At 35.3% G+C, this 20,405-nt stretch carries 18 protein-coding genes; 10 read left to right on the top strand and 8 right to left on the bottom strand.

All coding sequences use genetic code 11. The annotated features are described in order from the left end of the window. Positions 1–46 precede the first annotated feature (46 nt). Positions 47–829, bottom strand: coding sequence for an aldo/keto reductase (locus ACSVDA_RS02850; RefSeq protein ID WP_485880890.1), 783 nt, complete (start codon positions 827–829; stop codon positions 47–49). Between the two features lie 222 nt (positions 830–1,051). Here ACSVDA_RS02850 and ACSVDA_RS02845 point away from each other — a divergent pair, with 222 nt between their 5' ends. From ACSVDA_RS02845 to ACSVDA_RS02835, 3 genes are all read left to right on the top strand, one after another. Next, positions 1,052–2,173 carry a LytTR family transcriptional regulator DNA-binding domain-containing protein gene (locus tag ACSVDA_RS02845; RefSeq protein WP_485880671.1) on the top strand — a complete coding sequence of 374 codons (1,122 nt, stop codon included), beginning with the start codon at positions 1,052–1,054 and terminating at the stop codon, positions 2,171–2,173. A gap of 180 nt (positions 2,174–2,353) precedes the next feature. Beyond that, positions 2,354–3,202 carry an ABC transporter ATP-binding protein gene (locus ACSVDA_RS02840; RefSeq protein ID WP_485880670.1) on the top strand — a complete coding sequence of 283 codons (849 nt, stop codon included), beginning with the start codon at positions 2,354–2,356 and terminating at the stop codon, positions 3,200–3,202. Further along, on the top strand, positions 3,199–3,906 hold the full coding sequence (locus tag ACSVDA_RS02835; protein WP_485880668.1) for an ABC transporter permease: 708 nt from the start codon (positions 3,199–3,201) through the stop codon (positions 3,904–3,906). The genes ACSVDA_RS02840 and ACSVDA_RS02835 overlap by 4 nt, the downstream gene beginning before the upstream one ends. A gap of 295 nt (positions 3,907–4,201) precedes the next feature. On the opposite strand, the gene ACSVDA_RS02830 is transcribed toward ACSVDA_RS02835, so the two are convergent. Beyond that, positions 4,202–4,900, bottom strand: coding sequence for an SIMPL domain-containing protein (locus tag ACSVDA_RS02830; RefSeq protein WP_485880666.1), 699 nt, complete (start codon positions 4,898–4,900; stop codon positions 4,202–4,204). 100 nt (positions 4,901–5,000) lie between these two features. Between ACSVDA_RS02830 and ACSVDA_RS02825 the strand changes: the two genes are divergently transcribed. Further along, entirely contained in the window at positions 5,001–5,246 is a 246-nt protein-coding gene (locus ACSVDA_RS02825) for a YusU family protein (RefSeq protein ID WP_320257795.1), read from the top strand. Between the two features lie 153 nt (positions 5,247–5,399). Here ACSVDA_RS02825 and ACSVDA_RS02820 read toward each other — a convergent pair whose 3' ends face one another. Continuing rightward, positions 5,400–5,735 (bottom strand): spore coat protein, encoded by a 336-nt coding sequence (locus ACSVDA_RS02820; protein ID WP_320209591.1) that lies wholly within the window; start codon positions 5,733–5,735, stop codon positions 5,400–5,402. Between the two features lie 16 nt (positions 5,736–5,751). Then, positions 5,752–6,018 (bottom strand): hypothetical protein, encoded by a 267-nt coding sequence (locus ACSVDA_RS02815; RefSeq protein WP_485880665.1) that lies wholly within the window; start codon positions 6,016–6,018, stop codon positions 5,752–5,754. Positions 6,019–6,586: 568 nt separating this feature from the next. On the opposite strand from ACSVDA_RS02815, the gene ACSVDA_RS02810 reads away from it, so the two are divergent. Continuing rightward, positions 6,587–7,504 carry a proline dehydrogenase family protein gene (locus ACSVDA_RS02810; RefSeq protein WP_485880664.1) on the top strand — a complete coding sequence of 306 codons (918 nt, stop codon included), beginning with the start codon at positions 6,587–6,589 and terminating at the stop codon, positions 7,502–7,504. Positions 7,505–7,964: 460 nt separating this feature from the next. Here ACSVDA_RS02810 and ACSVDA_RS02805 read toward each other — a convergent pair whose 3' ends face one another. The 3 genes from ACSVDA_RS02805 to nagA are packed head-to-tail and all read right to left on the bottom strand — an operon-like array spanning position 7,965 to position 10,611. Next, positions 7,965–8,690 (bottom strand): GntR family transcriptional regulator, encoded by a 726-nt coding sequence (locus ACSVDA_RS02805; RefSeq protein WP_485880662.1) that lies wholly within the window; start codon positions 8,688–8,690, stop codon positions 7,965–7,967. Positions 8,691–8,710: 20 nt separating this feature from the next. Then, on the bottom strand, positions 8,711–9,439 hold the full coding sequence (nagB, locus tag ACSVDA_RS02800) for a glucosamine-6-phosphate deaminase (protein ID WP_485880661.1): 729 nt from the start codon (positions 9,437–9,439) through the stop codon (positions 8,711–8,713). Between the two features lie 20 nt (positions 9,440–9,459). Then, positions 9,460–10,611, bottom strand: coding sequence for an N-acetylglucosamine-6-phosphate deacetylase (nagA, locus tag ACSVDA_RS02795; RefSeq protein ID WP_485880659.1), 1,152 nt, complete (start codon positions 10,609–10,611; stop codon positions 9,460–9,462). Positions 10,612–11,231: 620 nt separating this feature from the next. Between nagA and ACSVDA_RS02790 the strand changes: the two genes are divergently transcribed. After that, on the top strand, positions 11,232–11,963 hold the full coding sequence (locus ACSVDA_RS02790) for an SIS domain-containing protein (RefSeq protein WP_485880657.1): 732 nt from the start codon (positions 11,232–11,234) through the stop codon (positions 11,961–11,963). A 17-nt stretch (positions 11,964–11,980) separates the two neighbouring features. Next, complete coding sequence (gene nagE, locus ACSVDA_RS02785; protein ID WP_485880655.1) at positions 11,981–13,348, top strand: N-acetylglucosamine-specific PTS transporter subunit IIBC; 1,368 nt, start codon at positions 11,981–11,983, stop codon at positions 13,346–13,348. A 283-nt stretch (positions 13,349–13,631) separates the two neighbouring features. Here nagE and ACSVDA_RS02780 read toward each other — a convergent pair whose 3' ends face one another. Then, the gene (locus ACSVDA_RS02780; protein ID WP_214481091.1) at positions 13,632–13,781 is read right to left on the bottom strand and encodes a YuzL family protein; all 150 of its coding nucleotides are present in this window, start codon (positions 13,779–13,781) and stop codon (positions 13,632–13,634) included. A 523-nt stretch (positions 13,782–14,304) separates the two neighbouring features. Between ACSVDA_RS02780 and ACSVDA_RS02775 the strand changes: the two genes are divergently transcribed. The 3 genes from ACSVDA_RS02775 to ACSVDA_RS02765 all read left to right on the top strand — a co-directional run bounded on the left by ACSVDA_RS02775 (position 14,305) and on the right by ACSVDA_RS02765 (position 19,929). Beyond that, positions 14,305–16,689 (top strand): 3-hydroxyacyl-CoA dehydrogenase/enoyl-CoA hydratase family protein, encoded by a 2,385-nt coding sequence (locus tag ACSVDA_RS02775; protein WP_485880652.1) that lies wholly within the window; start codon positions 14,305–14,307, stop codon positions 16,687–16,689. 157 nt (positions 16,690–16,846) lie between these two features. Continuing rightward, the gene (locus ACSVDA_RS02770) at positions 16,847–18,022 is read left to right on the top strand and encodes an acetyl-CoA C-acetyltransferase (RefSeq protein WP_485880651.1); all 1,176 of its coding nucleotides are present in this window, start codon (positions 16,847–16,849) and stop codon (positions 18,020–18,022) included. Positions 18,023–18,144: 122 nt separating this feature from the next. Beyond that, positions 18,145–19,929: an acyl-CoA dehydrogenase family protein gene (locus ACSVDA_RS02765; protein ID WP_485880649.1), complete on the top strand. Its 1,785-nt coding sequence runs from the start codon at positions 18,145–18,147 to the stop codon at positions 19,927–19,929. The last annotated feature ends 476 nt before the right edge of the window (positions 19,930–20,405 follow it).

The following is a 20,405-nucleotide window of genomic DNA, read 5'->3' as shown; positions in this document are numbered from 1 at the left end:
CAATGAATGAGATAGCCCCTCCAACAGTTAAAACAATTACTTTCTATTAAAAGTCAAAATTATCGGGATCTGGCCCGAAACGTAAATCTTCATTTAAGTCATTGATTGTACGCATATCTTCATTCGTTAATTCAAAATCAAAGATAGAGGCATTTTCAATGATTCGATGCTCTTTTATTGATTTTGGTATTGTTACAACACCACTTTGTAAATCCCATCTTAAGATTACTTGAGCTGCCGTTTTGTTATGTTTGTTTGCAATCTCAGTTAAAAGCTCGTTGTCTAGTAATTTTCCGTGCATTAAAGGTGACCAAGCTTCAAACTGAATTTGATGCTCTCTGCAAAAGTTACGTAACTCTTCTTGTAATAATTTTGGATGGAATTCTACTTGATTCACCATAGGCTTTATTTCTGCATCAGTTAATAAATCTTGTAAATGATGGACATGGAAGTTACTTACGCCAATTGCCCTGACCTTTCCATCTTTATAAAGCTGTTCGAGAGCGCGCCACGTTTCTTTGTATTTGCCTTCTACAGGCCAGTGAATAAGATAAAGGTCTAAGTAGTCGAGGTTAAGTCTCGCAAGACTTTCTTCAAAAGCACGTAAAGTTGATTCAAAGCCTTGATCAGAGTTCCAAACCTTTGATGTAATAAATAATTCTTCACGTGGTACCTCGCTTTGTTTAATCGCTTGCCCGACACCTTCTTCGTTTTTGTATATTGCTGCTGTGTCAATGCTTCGGTACCCAGCACGAATAGCAGCTTTAACTGCATCTATTACTTGCTTGCCATCCTCAGCCTTATATACCCCCAACCCTAACCATGGCATATCAATGCCATTATGTAATGAAACTGTGCTTGATATTGAATTCAACATAACCAACTCCTTAATTTTCATATCAGTTATTATTATGAAGTAGAAAGGTAAAAAAATGAATTTTTTAAACTTACATTTTTAAAATTTCGCAATATTTTTATAATTTTAATGTATAATCTAAAATTAAATAGCAATTTTATAACAATTTTGGATTAAAACAGGAGTGAAGTAGCTATGAGCATCTTATGTATAAAAAATCTTGAGAGGAATATCGGGAATACAATCTTATTCCCACCTATAGACTTAACAATACATAATGGAGACATCGTTGCAATCCAATGTAACATTGAAGTTGGTGGACAATTCATTCAAATACTGACTGATAGATTACCTAAATCTGGAGGGAAAATTAATTATTTCAAAAAACCATTTACTGGTAATTTCAAAAATGTAAGTCCTAACATAGGTGTCCTATTGTCTGATGATGGCTATTATGAACGCCTGACACCGAAACAATACTTACAATTCATTAAGCGGCTGTATAATGTGGATGGTGATATTGAAGTTATTATTAAGATGGTTAGTTTGATAGATAAACAGAATACAAAAATCGACAAACTTAGCTTTTCTGAAAAGAAGCGTTTACAAATTGCCCGGGTAATTTTACAAGATCCACAGTTTTTCATCATGGAAGAACCAACACAAAATGTAGATATTGAAAGTAAAATGATTGTAAAAAGGATAATTGAAGAACTTGCTGAGCAAGGGAAAGCAATATTATTGACGACAAGCGATCTTGAAAATGCAATTATTATGACGAACTGTGTGTATCGTTTGAATGGAGAAGGGTTAAAAAAGATAGATGTAGCTGATGGCGAGGACGTTAAAAAGGAGATTATTAAGAATAACAACAGAACGACGAATAAACAAGTTAAGGAAAATAAAGCTACTTCAATAGAGGAAATGACTGAGAAGAATACTCAGGGGGCTGAAAAAGGTCAAGTAATCAATACACAAGTTCGTTTTGAAAAGATTCCCGCTAAAGTGAATGAAAAGATCATTCTCTTTGATCCAACAGAAATAGATTTTATTGAAAGTAATGAAGGAATCGCTCATTTACATGTGAAAGGAGAGACTTTTGCGTGTTCTTATACGTTAAATGAATTATTTAATCGGTTAAATCCTTTTGGCTTCTTCAGGTGCCATCGTTCTTATATTGTAAACTTGCAAAAGGTAAGAGAAGTTATAACCTGGACACGTAATAGTTATAGTTTAATTCTAGATGATGCGAAAAAAAGCTCAATCCCGTTATCAAAAGGTAAATTAAATGATTTGAAGGGCATAATTGGAATGTGAAATCTAATTATAATACATAATTTAAAACGCCAATCATCTATAAAAAGGATTTATTCATCAACAGATATACTCTTTTCAACTGAAATTGAATGCTAGTAAATAGAAATGAGCCTATACTAAATACAACAGCGAAACAAACAATTAACTAAATCGGAAATTTTCGGAAAAGGAGTTAATGCTATGAACAATATTATTGAAGTAAGTAATTTAGTTAAGTCATTTAAAAATAAAGTAGCTTTGAAGGATGTTTCTTTTAATGTGAAAAAAGGGGAGACTTTCGGTTTCTTAGGTCCAAGCGGATCAGGAAAAACAACAACTATTAAAATATTAACATCTCAACTTCTACATACATCTGGAGAAGTTCAAGTGTTCGGAGAACATGTAAGCAAATTAAAAGATCCTGCTTATATGAAAAGAATTGGTGTATTAACAGATAATAGTGGGCTATATGATCGACTGTCTGTTTACGATAATCTTGTGCTCTATTGTAAGCTATATGATGTGGATGTGAACAGAATTGATGAAGTATTAGAATCTGTCAACCTAGTTAATGAGAAAAAAACTCAAGTTAAAAAGCTATCTAAAGGAATGAAGCAACGAGTCACGTTGGCTCGTGCCATTTTACATAAGCCTGACCTATTATTTTTAGATGAGCCAACATCAGCATTGGATCCAGCAAATACGAAGAATATTCACAATGGTTTGCGACAATTAAATGAAGAGGGAACGACAATTTTTTTAACAACACATGACATGTTAGAGGCAGAAGAGATTTGTGATCGTGTTGCATTTCTTAATAATGGTGAGATTGAGTTACTCGATACCCCTCAAAATTTGCGCACTAAATTTGCAGATCCTTCCATTTCACTATTGCTAAAAGGGGATCGAACTATTGTTGTTGATAAGGATGAACAAGGGGCAAAACAAATTTATGAACTGATGAAATCAGGTGATGTTGTTTCAATACATTCAAATGAGCCAACACTCGGAGATATTTTTGTACGATTAACTGGGAGGGAGTTAGTATGATATTTTCATTGAAAAGAGTAAATGCAATTTTTATTAAGGACTGGATTGATTTATTAAAAAATTCTTATATGCTATTAACAATCGCTATGCCGTTAGCACTTGCAGCTTATCTAGGTAGAGTAGGTGGCAATGACGAACTCTCTCTCATGTTTTTGATTAATTTAACTTTTACGCTAGTAGGGACTTTCGTACAAGCTTCTATAGTCGCTGAAGAAAAAGAAAAAAATACACTGAGAGGACTATTACTTTCACCAGCTAGTACATTGGAGATTCTAGTAGGAAAAAGTACATTATCAGCCGCAGCTACAGTAGTTGTCGTTGCTGGTGTTATGTTTCTTAGTGATTTTCAGATGGTATCTTTACCACTCTTCATGTTGATGTTAATTGTAGGATTGATTATATATATTTCCGTTGGTACAATGATAGGTTTACTTTCTCGTACAGTAATGGAAACCGGAGTAGTTGGAATGCCGATTTTGGTCATATTAGGAATGGGTTCTATATTCACTTCGGTGACAGATAATGAATTGATTATAAAGCTAGTAAGCTATTTACCGAGTGAGCAATTTAATTATATGTGGACTCAATTTAATGATACTGGAAGCTATAACGATATTGTTGGAAATCTGTTTATTCTTCTTATTTGGGTAGTTGTAGCGATCGCTGTTACGTTAATTACTTATAAGAAAAGAAGGTTTGACTAGTAAAAGCTATACAATAAGACAACCAGGGAGAGAGTATACTCTCTCCCTGGTTGTTTTTTATAGGCTCTATTGTTGCTATTTTTTTAACAATGGAAAATGTGATGAGTTTTATTAGTGCTTAATAATTGTAAAAGTAGAAAAGATGCCCGGTACACTATACACTAGATGGATACGTGCTTATATATTAGTACGTATATCAACAACTAATGCGAGAATAGCCGTTTTTGGGTCGATTAGTCAAGAAGAACAATTAGTATAGCTATGCTCTTGCTATTTTGAGGACTCGATCAACAGGCTAGTTCTTATAATCAAATTGAGCTTCAATTTCCGCAGTGATGCTAATTTCTCTTGGAAGAATGGAAGTAGATGGATTAATTGTTGTAGACATAAGTGGTTGTTCTTCAGCAAATGTTCTGTACGGAGGGTGACCAAGCTCTTTAATTTTTGTAGGAGTTTGATTTATTTGAGCATGAATCGTTTCTGCAATGACAGCAGCTTTTTGAATGGCATGATTTACAGCAGCTTGTAGAGCCTGCAGGTAGTAGGGGTCAGGATCTGATAATTCAAAACTTAATCTCCCAGCACTGCTAGCTCCATTTTGAAATGCTACATCATAAATTTCGCCAGACATATGGCTGTTTCGAACCGTAATTTTTAACTGGTGTGTAACTTTAAATCCTTCGAGTATGCTTTCGTTATCAACTGTTTTATACTTTGGAAATACGTTATATGCCATTGTTTCAATATCATTTTTGTCAATTCCCAACTCAATTAAAGAACGAATAAGCTGTGTTGACTTTAATGCATTTTGTTGTTGAGCAGTGGTGGCGCTCTGATCCTCAGTAATAACACCTAATTGCATAGAAACTAGATCTGGTTTTACAGTTACTTTCCCACGTCCTTCGACAATAATATGTGGCTCAATTTTGTCATGTTGAGTGTGCCTTTTATTTAGCTGTTTAGGAAAAGGATTGTAATAAGGGTACGAATTCATCGAAACAACCCTTTCTTTTTTAGGAGTAATAAATTGTATGTGGTAAAGTGTAAGATTATAATATAAACAGTTGAAGTATTTGTTCAAAGGGGCTGAGATGGTGGAACAAAAATTTATAGAGCAGTTTGACGGTTTACTTGAAAAATATACTGATTTATTAGTTGGTCAACATACTCCTGATACAATCAAAAAGGTTGAGATGTGGGCGCTTTATACTCATATTGCGAAAAGCATGCCTGCATTGGCTAAGCATTGGAATGAAATGTACCCAGATGCAAAGGAAGAAATGAAGAAGGTCATTGCTGAAATTAAACAATTAAATGAAGAACATCGTACATCCAAGTAGGGCAAACACAAAAAGTTGTGTTTGTCCTACTTTGTTACGATCTGGTTAGCCTGGTTACCGATGTGTTATTCCATAGCCTCAAGTTCTAATAAAAAACAACAAGCACCTTTAAAATAAAGCGCTTGTTGGGGGAAATCGGATGAGAGATTTTTCTTATTGGGTCATATTGTTATACGGGAATTGACTCGTATAACCTTGAAATTGTTGATATGATTGTTGTAGCTTCTGTTGTTCACTGGCTTCGATTTTGTACCAACCTTTTTGGAACATTAGGTTGTATAGTTGTCTTTGACAATTTTGCGTTTCGTTAAAAACATTCTGTATATCTTGATAAAGTGCTTGATGGCTTGCTTCATTCAATGCTGTACAGTAAGAATCCGTCATATATTTTTCAGTTGCAAGCATGTCATTTAAAAAATCACGTTCGTTCATTTCAGGTGTTTGAGGTATCGGTGTTTTTGGGTTTTGAATTTTGTTTTGATTATTCATTTATGAAGTGACCTCCTTATTGCATTGGTTGGGTAGGTTGATTGTTATTTTGTAAATGGGACAAAATTATACCGTAATGTCGTTGATGCATTTGTCCAGCTCGTTCTATAGCTGATATAATTTCTTGATCTTGACATTGTCTAGCAAAGAAATGTGCTTTTTTCATAGCTAATAAATTCCAAGAAAGCATATCAGTTAAGTACATTGAGTCTTTTGTTGATACTACTTGTGGTGGCTGTGGCATTGCCATTGTTTGGTTTTGAGTCATATTTTGTTGCTGCATCATTAATCCCTCCTTATTAACTTCAAAATTTATCGTTCCCTAACGGCTAATAGCTATACAAATTATTATTAACGCTTTTATCGTAAAGTTTGTTGCTATTGTTAATAATAATGGACATTACAATGAGGTTTAATCTTAATGTTGAAAAGATGCCATGAACGTTAGGAAAATTTAGAACGAAAAGCAACAACCATTGTGAAAACAGCCTGATAAACAATTTGTCTTATTTTCGACAAAAATAGCATTAAATTATATTCAAAAATAATAAAAGATGATAAAATAATGCTGGCTAGTAGAAAAAATAAATACAGCCTTCTTAAAAATGCGAGTTTAAAAAGTACGAAGAAGAAATCATGGTGGTAGGCGGGGCTACTAACTGCTTGGAAAAAACACATACGATCATGAATGGTAAAAATACACATAGCTACGAAATGACATTTACTCAAACTCTGAAGAGGAAAGCTCATTTCAGGTTAGCTTGTACAAGTTTATACAACATCTTTTTCCACACTTTTTGAGCACTCTGCTAACTCAAATGAATGCGGTTACAAAAGGAGGTTATTATAAATTGGAACAAGTGATGAAAAACTTTTTCTTATTTTTATCAAAGAATAAACCTATGACAAAATTAGCAAAAAAATACGGTTTGCGTTTTGGTGCCGGTAGGTTTGTTGCAGGGGAAACGATTAACCTTGCTGTTGGTGTAATTAAAGAGCTAAATAATAAAGGGCTAGTTGTAACAATTGACTATTTAGGTGAATTTGTTGATAACGAAATAGAAGCTAACGAAATGGCAGATCAGTCAATTGAAGCAATTAAGGCAATTGGTAGAGAAAATTTAGATTCACAGCTATCATTAAAAATGACTTCTATGGGTTTGGATATATCTGACCAAGTGGTCATGAGAAATATGCGTAGAATTTTACAAGCTGCCAAAGATAATGGTGTGTTCGTTACGATCGATATGGAAGACTATTCTCGATGCCAGAAAACAATTGATATTTTCACAGAGTTAAGAAAAGAGTTTGATAATGTAGGGACAGTTATTCAATCATATTTATATAGAACAGAAAAAGATATGGAAGACTTAAATGAATATCATCCTAATCTACGGCTAGTAAAAGGGGCTTACAAAGAATCCCCTGAAGTAGCATTTCCTGATAAAAAAGATGTAGATGACAACCTTAAAAAAATAATAAAAATGCATTTATTAAATGGGAATTATACTGCTGTAGCAAGCCACGATGATGAGATTATAGAATATACTAAACAGCTCGTGAAAGAGCATAATATACCGAATGATCAATTTGAGTTTCAAATGCTGTATGGAATACGAACAGAACGGCAACTGGAGCTTTCAAATGAAGGGTATAAAATGAGAGTGTACGTACCATATGGAACAGATTGGTATGGCTATTTTATGCGTAGGTTAGCAGAAAGACCAGCTAATGTTGCGTTTGTACTAAAGGGAATGGTTAAAAAATAAAGGTTATGGACTCCTCTTTACCTTTGTATGATTAGTGTACGAATAAAATAGTAGAATGATAAATTATCAAGATACAGCTAGCGTTATTCGATAGAAGGTTTGAGTGAATAAGGCTGGCTATTTTATTATACTTTGGGGTTATATTCATACTAATGTGATAATCTCTAGGGCAGTAGACTCTGAGTCTTATTGTTTAACTCTTAAGCCAATCTCACTTTATCATAGCAAAATGCTTGTTGGAGATTAGTATTAATTGTTGTTTTCCATACTTAAACATTAACACGTACACATATATTATTCGAGGCATCATTTCTTGTTATAAAATGAAGTCAATTGATTATAATCATTTTTGTTTTGTTAATATTGTCACTATAGCAACAAAGATTACGAAAAGAGCCATTCGATAAAGTCATCAACCGTTATTGAATGGCTCTTTTGTTATTTTAAAATAATAATAATGTTAATTTCTCTTCATATTAATAACAAATTTATATCGATCAGCACGATAAACTGATTTAACGAGCTCTAGCGGCTGCCCGTTTGTTAACTTAGTTTGTCTCCGAATATATAATATAGGTGCATTTTTATTTATACCTAAATCTCGTGCTTCATCAGCTCTCGCAATTGACGACTCAATAACTTGCTTTGCAGAATCTATTTGTAAACCTAGTTCATTTTCAATATAAGAATAAAGTGAACGATTGACTATGTCTTCGGTTAAGCCTTTTACCAAATTTGCAGGTATATAGGTTGTTTCAATTGCCATCGGTAAGTCGTCAGCAAATCTTATCCGTTTTATTTCATATAGTGGGTCATGTTCATTTATTAATAATTTGGTTGAAATACTACGGCTTGCTGGAATAAGCTCAAATTTAAGAAGCTTACTCCCTGGTTTCATCCCTCTTTTTTCCATATCCTCAGTAAAGCTTGTTAAGCCTTGTAATGTTTGTTCTATTTTTTTTTCACCAACGAAAGTACCTTTGCCCTTTTGTCTATATAAATATCCTTCATTAACTAAGTTTATAATCGCCTGCCTGATCGTCATGCGACTTACGCTAAATTGTTCAGAAAATTCTCTTTCTGAAGGAATCGCATCACCAGGGGTAAGTTCTTCATTATCTATTAAATTCTTTATATATTCTTCAATTTGATAATAGATTGGTACAGGTGATTCTCTGTCGATCATTTCTAGCTCTCCTTTCGCTATTAAGTTAGTGAAAGCGCTGCTTTATCTGCTATGATTGTAACATGTGGATGATCATATAAGGAAGATGCAGGAAATTCTTCGCTCATATTTTGTTCTACTAATAGTTTATGGACAGCTTTTCGTTTATCTTTACCTGATATAAGTAAAAGTATCTGTTTACTTTCAAGAATAGTTTGAATACCCATCGTAATCGCATATTTAGGAACTTCATTAATATGTTGAAAAAATCGCTCATTTGCATATCGAGTTGATGAGGTCAGTTTTACAATATGCGTACGGGTCTTAAAGGAAGTATATGGTTCATTAAAGCCTATATGACCATTGTGTCCGATGCCTAATAATTGTAGATCTATGCCACCTAATGAATGAATAAGCTTATCGTAGTTGTTGCACTCTGTTTGTAAATCCTTTGCCATTCCGTTCGGAATATGTGTTTGTGAGTAAGGAATATCAATATGGTTAAAAAGATGCTCATTCATAAATGTAAAGTAACTATTTATGTCATTCTTAGCTAAGCCTACATATTCATCTAAATTAACAGTCTTTACATAACGATAAGATGTGTTGTTTTTTTGAAAATCATTAATCATTTGTTTATAAGCACCTTTAGGAGTGCTACCAGTCGCTAAACCTAAAACAAGATCTGGTTCATTTTGAATTTTTGTTATAATATGCTGAGCGGCTTTTATACTCAAATCATGGTAGTCTTCTACTTGAATGATTTTCATGAGCAATTCACCTCGTGTATTTATCTCTCGTATGAGATAACTCCTCGACAGATAGTCATAACTAGATTGTTTTGTTCATCTAAAATAATAAGGTCTGCATCTTTATTTTCTTTTATACTGCCTTTACGTTCAAACACGCCACATTGTTTAGCAGGATTCTTTGAGGTAATTAAGGTTAACTCAGTAAGAGATGCATTTGTGTAAGTCGAGATATTATGCATTGCTTGATCCATCGTTAATAAACTCCCGGCTAATGCTCCTCCATCCAAAGTTGCTTTACCATTTTTTACGTGTACATTTTGACCACCTAGGTCATAGACGCCATCTCTTAAACATTTTGCACGCATCGCATCGGTAATTAGAATTGTTCGTTCACATCCAATGGAACGGTAAGCAAATTCAATCATTTTAGGAGAAACGTGTATACCATCAACAATCATTTCAACAAATAATTCATCTCGCATCATTGCTGCACCTACAACACCTGGTTCTCGATGATGTAAGCCGCTCATGCCGTTAAATAGATGAGTAATGTGAGATGCTCCAACACGAATGGCATCAACTACCTGATCATAAGTAGCGTTTGAATGACCGATGGAAGCAACAACACCATTTGAACTTAAATATTTTATCAAGGCGAAACCATTGTTTATTTCGGGTGCAAGCGTCACAAGTTTAATATTGTTACCTGAAAGCTTTTGCCAGCTTTTAAATAATGATATATCTCCCTCCATAATGTAATCATAAGGTTGTGCACCTGCTTTTTGTGAATTGATAAATGGACCTTCAAGGTGAATACCCAATATTTCAGCTTGACCATCATTCTGAGATTTCATATAGTTACCAACATTACATAATGCCTGTTCTATTTTTGCATGCTGTTGTGTGATTGTAGTAGCTAAATAGCTAGTTGTACCTTCTTGTGGTAATGCTTTCGAAATTGTATCCAGTGCATGTGGAGAGGCGTCCATAACATCAGAACCATGTGCACCATGAATATGAACATCAATCATTCCTGGTAGGCATTTATAAGTGTTAGGAAATTGAATGATGTTAGTGTCAGTCTCATCTATGTGTTCACTGAGTGACTCAATTTTGCCATCAGTAATCTTAATAGTACCTTGTTCAATCGTTCTATCTTCAGCATAAATTGTTAAGCCTTTAATAAGCATATCGAAAACTCCTTATGCTTTTTTCTATATCATATCATGCTAATTATCAGTTGTCTAGACAACTATACATATATGAAAATTGGTATAGACAACTATATATTATAATGATACTATATAGTTGTTCCACTAGGCTACCTGTAGAATATTATTTGTAAGTTTTAGAAAGTTGCTGGAGAGGTTGAATAACTCTCTACCGGTGCAAATTATGAATGCGTTTACAAAATGAACGTTCATGCATCGTGTAAATATCAGAAAATTAAGTTAATTAAACGAGAGCTACAAGATGTTCAATAGTGACCTTACTACGTAATAAAAGAAGGATCTTTTCGTAAACTTTGTTGCTATTTTACTTAAATTGGACTGTATGATGAGTTTCAAGAAAGCTCAATAATTGTAATAGTAGAAAAGATGGCACAAACGATCGACATCTTAGAACGAAAAGCAACAATCAACACGAAAACAACCTTAAGATTGACCACCTAAAGGTCACCTTCTTTGTAAGTTGCACTTTAGACTCAAATCTGTCATTTGGTCATGATTAAAAATATTGGGGGTATGTATAGGGAGAATATAAAAAAGATTATTAAGGAAACGGAGTTTATTTTCTTGGGGGTGGATGTATGCTTACTCAATATTTGGATGAAGTTGATAGATTGCTTAATAAGGTGAAATCCAATGAACAAACGTTAACAAACGCTGCATCAATATTAGCAAATACACTTGAAAAAGAAGGCATTATTCATATATTTGGTTGTGGACATTCACATATCATCTCAGAGGAAATCTTCTATCGTGCAGGGGGGCTAGCATGTGTAAACCCTATACTTATAGAAGATTTAATGTTATTTAAAGGCCCAGTCAGGTCTTCAATGCTTGAAAGGGTTAATAATTTTATAGAAGTTAACCTTGAAAAATATCAAATTCAGCAAAATGATGTTTTTATCGTTGTGTCTACTTCAGGTATTAATCCAGTTCCGATTGATGCTGCGCTATATGCAAAGAGGAAAGGGGCTCAAGTGATCGCTTTAACATCGCTTGATTTTTCAAAACATGTAAAGTCAAGGCATATAGATCGAAAACGCTTGCATGAAGTCGTTGATCTTGTAATAGATAACTATTCTTCTATAGGCGATGCTGTCATGACTGACGATCGACTACAACAACCATTTGGACCAACTTCTACAATTATTAATAGTGCAATTATAAATAGTGTAATCGTAGAGACCATTAATATTCTATTAATGAAAAATATAAAACCACCCATTTTCTTAAGCGGAAACGTACAAGGCTCAGATATCCACAATCGGGATTTAATTAATCAATATAAAGATAGAGTCACACATCTTTTATAGAATTGGGGAGATGAAAAATGTTTAAATTTTTACAAAGAATTGGGAAGTCACTTATGCTACCAATTGCTGTATTACCAGCCGCAGCATTATTACTCCGTTTTGGAGCAGAGGATATATTAAATATACCGTTTATATCTGCTGCTGGTGGAGCATTGTTTGCTAATTTATCACTCATCTTTGCAATAGGGATTGCAATAGGATTATCAAAAGATAATCACGGTGCTGCAGCACTAGCAGGAGCAGTCGGATATTTCGTCTTAACAGATGCAACGCAAGCTATTAATAATGAAATTAATATGGGGGTTCTAGGTGGTATTTTAGCGGGGATTATAAGTGGTCAATTATATAATCGTTATCATGATATAAAATTGCCAGAATGGTTAGCCTTTTTTGGAGGAAGAAGGTTCGTTCCAATTGTCACATCTGTCGTGATGCTCGTAATTGCTTTGCCATTAGGGTTTATTTGGCCACCTATTCAAGAGGGGATTAATAGTTTAGGTGAATGGATTATTGGTGCAGGTGCAGTTGGTGTTGGCGTTTTCGGTTTCTTAAACCGTTTGTTAATTCCGTTAGGGCTTCATCATGTCATAAATACCTTAGTTTGGTTTGTGTTCGGTGAATATGGAGGAGCAACAGGGGATTTAAATCGCTTCTTCGCAGGTGACCCAACAGCAGGTCAATTTATGACGGGCTTCTTTCCAATCATGATGTTTGGACTTCCCGCAGCGTGCCTAGCAATGATAGCTGCTGCAAAACCTGAACGAAGAAAACAAGTTTCTGGCGCACTGATAGGTATTGCTTTAACGTCATTTTTAACAGGTATTACCGAACCGATAGAATTTACGTTTATGTTTATCGCACCACTTTTGTATGTTATTCACGCATTGTTAACGGCGAGTTCAATGGTAGTGACGAACTTACTTGGCATACATGACGGTTTTGGTTTTTCAGCGGGTGTTACAGACTATTTATTGAATTTTGGAATCGCCCAAAAACCTCTTTTATTATTAGTAGTAGGCTTAGTTTATGGAGTAATTTACTTCATCGTATTCTATTTTCTTATTAAGGTTATGAATATTAAAACACCAGGTCGTGAGGATGAGGCAATTGAGGAGGATGCTATCGCATCAGCTGGAACAGGTGATAAATTTACTATAATGGCTGAGAGCTTCCTACAAGATTTAGGTGGTAAAGAAAATATTACTAGTATAGATAACTGCGCCACTCGACTGCGATTAGAGGTGAAAGACAGCAGTGCTATAAGTGAAGCTTCATTAAAGAAGCACGGCGCTCACGGAGTGATGAAAGTGGATGACAATCATATTCAAGTGATTGTAGGAACAAATGTTGAATTCGTAGCAGATGCGTTAAAACGAATGGTATAGTATAGCCAGTTTGGACAGTAAACAGTGTAATTTGGCAAGTAAGTGAGCCAGTTTGGACAGTAAACAGTAAGAGTTGGCAAGTAAAAGTACGCATTTGGACAGTAGACTAAATTTGCTTAGGCAAAGAGCAAGGTTTAATGTTTATTTATTTGACTGAATGTCCATCATTAAGCTTAACCCACTCCATGATTTCACACGAAGGCAATGGGCCTTCGTGTGAATGCCTGTCTTAGTATTGTAATTAACGGACATTCCGCTATTGTATAATCGGCAAAAACCTTTTCTATTCCTCGGGTTGCATATTATGCTTTTTATATTGCTGATTTTGACTTTGAGTTTTTCCACCTTCATTTTCAACCGTAGGACCAGCATTCCCTTTTACACTTGCTGCACTTACTCCCGCTTTTGATGGACTCTTCTTCATACGTGCCATTTCGCATCACCTCCATTTTATTAACGTTTCCAAAGTGAACATTTTTATCAAGATAATAATTATGAGGCTCTTTACATAAGGATGTTTTTGCATTAATTGTTGCTTTTCGTAATAAGCACGCATATAACTACGATATGGGAATTGTTACTTTAAAGGCTTGTAAAAATCATATAATTTACATCAGTTACTTTACTTAATGAACCTTTTATTTACTTTGTAGCTAAATTCAGCAATAATAAGCTATGTAGGGGTTAACACTGATTTATAAAAAATATAATTCTTTCTTCATAGAAAAAATAACACTCAATGCAAAAATAGCCATGTGCTATAGGATGTTGTTAATCTTCTTGTAGAATAATGTTGTATTTTGAAAAAAATTACCTATTTTATTGCTTCTATATTGCGAAAATTTAAAAAATCATTTATATTTATAATTAAAGGAACTCATTCTAGGTATGCAGTATTTTTTTTGACAGTAAAATGAATGAGTATTCATTCAAAGAGTCAGAGGAGGAGAAATGGAATGGTCCAACATATTAAAAAAGCAGCTGTTCTTGGTTCAGGAGTAATGGGCTCTGGAATAGCAGCACACTTAGCTAATATTGGGGTTCCCACTATATTATTAGATATTGTACCTCGAGAGTTAGCAGACGATGAAAAAGCTAAGGGGCTAACATTAGAAGATAAAAGTGTAAGAAATCGGTTAAGTTCTCAAGCAATTAAAAAACTGTTAAAGCAAAAGCCAGCTCCGCTAATGTCAAAGGACAATATTGTGTTAATTGAAGCAGGTAACATGGAAGATGACATGGAAAGGCTTTCTGAATGTGATTGGATAATCGAAGTTGTTGTAGAAAATTTAGAAATTAAGAAACAAGTATTTGAACGTATTGAACAAGTAAGAAAGCCAGGAAGTATTGTAAGTTCTAATACTTCTGGAATATCAATCGAAGCAATGGCAGAAGGTCGTTCCGATGATTTCAAAAAGCACTTTCTTGGAACACACTTCTTTAACCCGCCACGTTATTTAAAACTGTTGGAGGTTATACCTACAAAGGATACTTCTCCTGAAGTTTTATCTTTCATTACGCAGTATGGAGAAGAAAAACTAGGAAAAGGTGTAGTTGAAGCGAAGGATACACCTAATTTTATCGCTAATCGAATTGGAACTTATGGGCTTCACATCACTGTTAATGAAATGTTAAAAGGTGGTTACAGCGCTGGAGAAGTCGATTCGGTAACCGGTCCATTAATTGGTAGACCAAAAAGTGCAACTTTCCGTACGCTTGATGTTGTCGGTTTAGATACATTCGTTCACGTTGCGAAAAACGTATACGATAATGTTGAAGGTAAGGATAAAGAAGTATTTGTTACTCCAGAATTTATGAAAAAGATGGTTGAAAAAGGTTGGTTAGGTAGTAAAACGGGTCAAGGGTTTTTCTTGAAAAAAGGGAAAGATATTTTACAATTAAATCCAGAAACATTTGAGTATGAGCCAAGAACAAAGCTAAAAGCGCCATCTATCGAAATGAGCAAACAAATAAAGAAGCTTCCTGAAAAATTGAAAGCGCTTGTATATGCAGATGATAGAGCTGGAGCACTGCTATGGAATATTATTAGCCCATCACTCTTATATTCTGCTGAACTATTAGGTGAGATTGCAGATGATATCGTTGCTATTGATAAAGCGATGAAATGGGGCTTTGGTTGGGAAATCGGTCCATTTGAAATGTGGGATGCGATCGGTTTAGAGAAATCAGTAAACAAAATGAAGTCTGAAGGAAAAGAGATTCCAGCGTGGATAGAAGAAATGCTTTCAAACGGCATTACATCCTTCTATAAAAAAGAGGACGGTGGGGTTGCATACTTAGACAAAAATGAATACAAGCTGTTAAAGGAAAACGAAAAAATTGTTCATCTTAAGAGCTTAAAAGAGAAAAATGGAGTTATTAAGAAAAATAGTGGTGCTAGTTTAATAGATATTGGTAATGATGTAGCGCTTTTAGAGTTCCATTCTCCGAATAATGCCATTGGATTAGACATCATTCAAATGGTTAATTATTCTCTTGAAGAAGTTGATCGTAACTATAAAGGATTAGTAATAGGAAATCAAGGTAAAAACTTCTGTGTCGGTGCTAATCTAGCAATGATGCTTATGGAAGCACAGGATGATAATTTCTTTGAAATTGAAATGGTTATACGTCATTTCCAACAAGCAATGATGAATGTGAAATATAGTGCTAAGCCAGTTGTTGCGGCACCATTCGCTATGACTTTAGGCGGGGGTACAGAAATTAGCTTACCGACAAGTCAGATTCAAGCATCAAGTGAAACATATATGGGCTTAGTAGAGGTTGGTGTAGGTTTAATTCCAGGTGGTGGTGGTAATAAAGAGCTTTACATTAACCATCTGAAAACGATGCCAAAAGGTGTAGATTTTGATCTGCAAGCTGTCGCAAATAAAGTATTCGAAACGATAGCAATGGCTAAAGTGTCAACATCTGGACCTGATGCTCGAAACTATAATTTCTTATCAGGTCAAGACGGTATTAGCTTTAATGGAGATCATCTTATCCATGATGCGAAACAAGCTGTCATATCACTTTATGATAAAGGTTATCAAGCTCCTAAACGTGAGAAGGTTCCAGTGGTTGGGGAAACAGGTTATGCAACATTATTATTAGGAGCACAAAATATGCATTTATCTGGATATATTTCCGATCACGACTTAACAATTGCGAAAAAACTGTCACACGTTATTGCAGGTGGTAAAGTACCATTTGGAACGAAGGTCGATGAGCAATACTTACTTGATTTAGAACGTGAAGCGTTCGTTAGCTTAATTGGAGAACCGAAAACACAGCAACGGATGCAACACATGTTAGTAAAAGGTAAGCCGTTACGCAATTAATAATAACTACTATGTTCAAAAAGGCTGGAGAAAGTTTAGGAAAGAACATCTATGTAGTTTTGTGGGTCAGTATTTCTTAAATAAGCATAGTTTTTGAACATCGTCTAAAAATGCTTCCACCTATTCGAAAAAATACGGAGAAAAGCGGGGGAATGATGTGAGAGAAGCTGTTATTGTTGCTGGTGCTCGAACACCGGTTGGTAAAGCGAAAAAAGGGACACTAAAAGATGTACGTCCTGATGATTTAGGGGCTGCTGCAGTAAAGGAAACATTAAAACGTGCAGGTAGCTATGAAGGTAATATAGATGATTTAATTATTGGTTGTGCAATGCCAGAGGCAGAACAAGGATTGAATATGGCTAGAAATATTGGGGCGCTTGCTGGGTTACCTTACACAGTTCCAGCAGTTACAGTAAATAGATATTGTTCATCTGGCTTACAAACGATTGCCTACGGTGCAGAAAAAATCATGCTTGGTCACGCAGATACAGTTATTGCTGGTGGGGCAGAATCAATGAGTTTAGTACCAATGATGGGGCATGTTGTTCGTCCAAATGCTAAGCTTGCTGAGAGTGCACCAGAATATTACATGGGCATGGGTCATACAGCAGAACAAGTTGCGATGAAATATGGTATTACGAGAGAAGAACAGGATGCATTTGCTGTGCGAAGCCATCAGAAAGCAGCGAAAGCAATTGCAGAAGGAAAGTTTGCTGATGAAATCGTACCAGTAGACGTAACAATGCGTTCAGTAGGTAAAGACAATAAAGTTCAAGAAAAAACAATTCAATTTTCTCAAGATGAAGGTGTACGCCCGGATTCCTCTGTTGAAGGATTAGCGAAACTTAGACCAGCATTTTCTGTCACAGGATCTGTAACAGCTGGTAATGCTTCGCAAACGAGTGACGGTGCAGCAGCGGTGATGGTGATGGATAGAGAAAAAGCTGATTCATCTGGCTTGAAGCCGATGGCTAAATTCCGTTCATTTGCAGTCGGTGGAGTACCACCAGAAATCATGGGAGTTGGACCGGTAGTAGCTGTTCCTAAAGCATTAAAATTAGCTGGGTTAGAATTAGCTGATATTGGCTTATTCGAATTAAATGAGGCGTTTGCTTCACAATCAATTCAAGTTATTCGTGAATTAGGTTTAGATGAAGAAAAGGTTAACGTGAATGGTGGGGCAATTGCATTAGGGCATCCACTTGGTTGTACGGGAGCTAAACTTACGTTATCTCTTATTCATGAAATGAAACGCCGTAACGAACAATTTGGAATTGTAACGATGTGTATTGGTGGCGGTATGGGTGCTGCTGGGGTATTTGAATTAGTATAGAGTGTTCGGAACAAATAGGGGGTATTTGGTCGGAATCATAAAGCAGTGTTAGTCAAAAGGGGAATGACTAGCACTGCGAATAGAATAAATAACAACACACTATTTTATAGGAGGAAATTAAAATGTCAGATACGACTAAACAATTAGTAAAGGGTGGCAGCTTTTTAGTTGAAGATATTAGTTCAGATGCTGTATTTACACCAGAGGATTATACAGATGAACATGTTATGATCGGAAAAACAACAGAAGATTTCGTTGTTAACGAGGTTGTTCCACAGCTTGATCATATTGAAAACCATGAATTTGACCGTTCGGTTAAGCTATTAAAACAAATGGGTGAGCTTGGACTATTAGGAGCAGATGTTCCTGAAGAGTACGGTGGACTTGAGTTAGATAAAATTAGTTCAGCACTTATTACAGAAAAGATGTCAAGATCAGGCGGCTTTTCAATTACGTTTGGTGCTCATGTTGGAATCGGTTCGTTACCAATTGTATTATTCGGTAGTGAAGAACAAAAGAAGAAGTATTTACCTGACCTAGCGGTAGGTACGAAGATTGCTGCATATGCTTTAACAGAGCCTGGTAGTGGTTCAGATGCATTAGGTGCAAAAACTACTGCAAAACTTAATGCAGAAGGTACACATTATGTGTTAAATGGAGAAAAGCAGTGGATTACGAATGCTGGTTTCGCTGACGTATTCGTCGTATACGCAAAAATCGATGGTGAGCATTTCTCTACATTTATCGTTGAACGTGATTTTGATGGAGTGTCTACTGGACCTGAAGAAAAGAAAATGGGTATTAAATGCTCTTCAACTCGTACACTCATTTTAGAGGATGTACATGTACCAAAAGAAAATCTCTTAGGTGAAGCTGGAAAAGGGCATGTCATTGCCTTTAACATTTTGAATATTGGCCGTTACAAGCTTGGAGTAGGGACAACTGGAGGAGCAAAACGCGGGTTAGAAGTAGCACTTCAATATGCTAACCAACGTCAACAGTTCAAAACACCAATATCTAAATTCTCTTTAACGCAAGAAAAATTCGGTACGATGGCATCAAAATTATATGCTTCTGAAAGCTCTGTCTATAGAACAGTTGGTTTATTTGAAGATCGTATGGGTGCTCTTACACCAGAACAAGTTAAAGACGGCAGAGAAGTAGGGAAAGCAGTTGGCGAATATGCGATTGAATGTTCTCTTGGGAAAGTGATGGGTTCTGAAACACTTGACTATATTGCTGACGAAGCAGTTCAAATTCATGGTGGATACGGCTTCATGGCTGAATATGAAGTAGAAAGAGCATACAGAGATTCTCGTATTAATCGTATTTTTGAAGGAACGAATGAAATCAATCGCTTACTTGTACCAGGCACATTTTTACGTAAAGCAATGAAAGGCGAGCTTCCACTATTACAAAAAGCACAAGCTTTACAGGAAGAGTTAATGATGATGATGCCTGAAGAGGTTGGTGATGAGCCACTAGAACAAGAAAAATATTTAGTGAAAAATGCGAAGAAAATAGGCATCATGGTAGCTGGTTTAGCTGCACAAAAGTTTGGTCCAAAGCTTGAAAAAGAACAAGAAATTTTAATAAATATTGCAGATATTGTCAACAACTTATATGCAATGGAATCAGCTGTCTTACGTACAGAAAAAGCAATCAACAAAACTGGGCTAGAGAAAAACAACCAAAAACTTTTATATACACAAATTTATTGCCAAGAAGCATTTAACGAAATCGAAGCACATGCAAAAGAAACACTAGTTGCAACAGAGAAAGGTGATACACTTCGCATGATGTTATCATCACTACGCAAGTTCACTCGTTATACTCCGATTAACGTAATTGCTAAAAAGCGTGAAGCTGCAGCAGTACTAATTGAAGCAGAACGCTATACAGTTTAAAAACATAGAACTGTTTGCTTTTACTTAAAAAAAGCTCCTGAAATATGGGGGCTTTTTTTAACGGCTATATTTATATACTAAGAAACTTACACCTGGCGTGTTCTCTTCTTTTTATTGATATACAACGTTTAAATCGTAACTATGGCAACAAAGTTTACGAAAAGAGCTTCCATGAAGGGGATTTTCGCAAGGATTGTTGCTTCTCGTAATATGGGCTAAACAGCATATAGCTAACGTTCGTGGCATCTTTTCTTTTGTAAAATGCAGGCTGAAAATATATCAAGCGATTTCTTATGATAAAGGTTTGGTGATAATAACAGCAAAGTTTACGAAAAGAGCTTCCATGAAGGGGATTTTCGCATAAGTTGTTGCTTTTCGTAATAAGAGCTAAGTGCGAATATAACTAACGTTAGTAGCAGATATACAATCACTTCATGTGGTTCATAATTTGTTAACAATAGCAACATTTTTTAAGT

This window comes from Cytobacillus sp. Hm23 (genome assembly GCF_051842895.1).
GTDB lineage: Bacteria > Bacillota > Bacilli > Bacillales > SM2101 > Nanhaiella.
The sequence above is the reverse complement of the archived record's forward strand: the minus strand, read 5'-3'. Positions and strand labels throughout refer to the sequence as shown.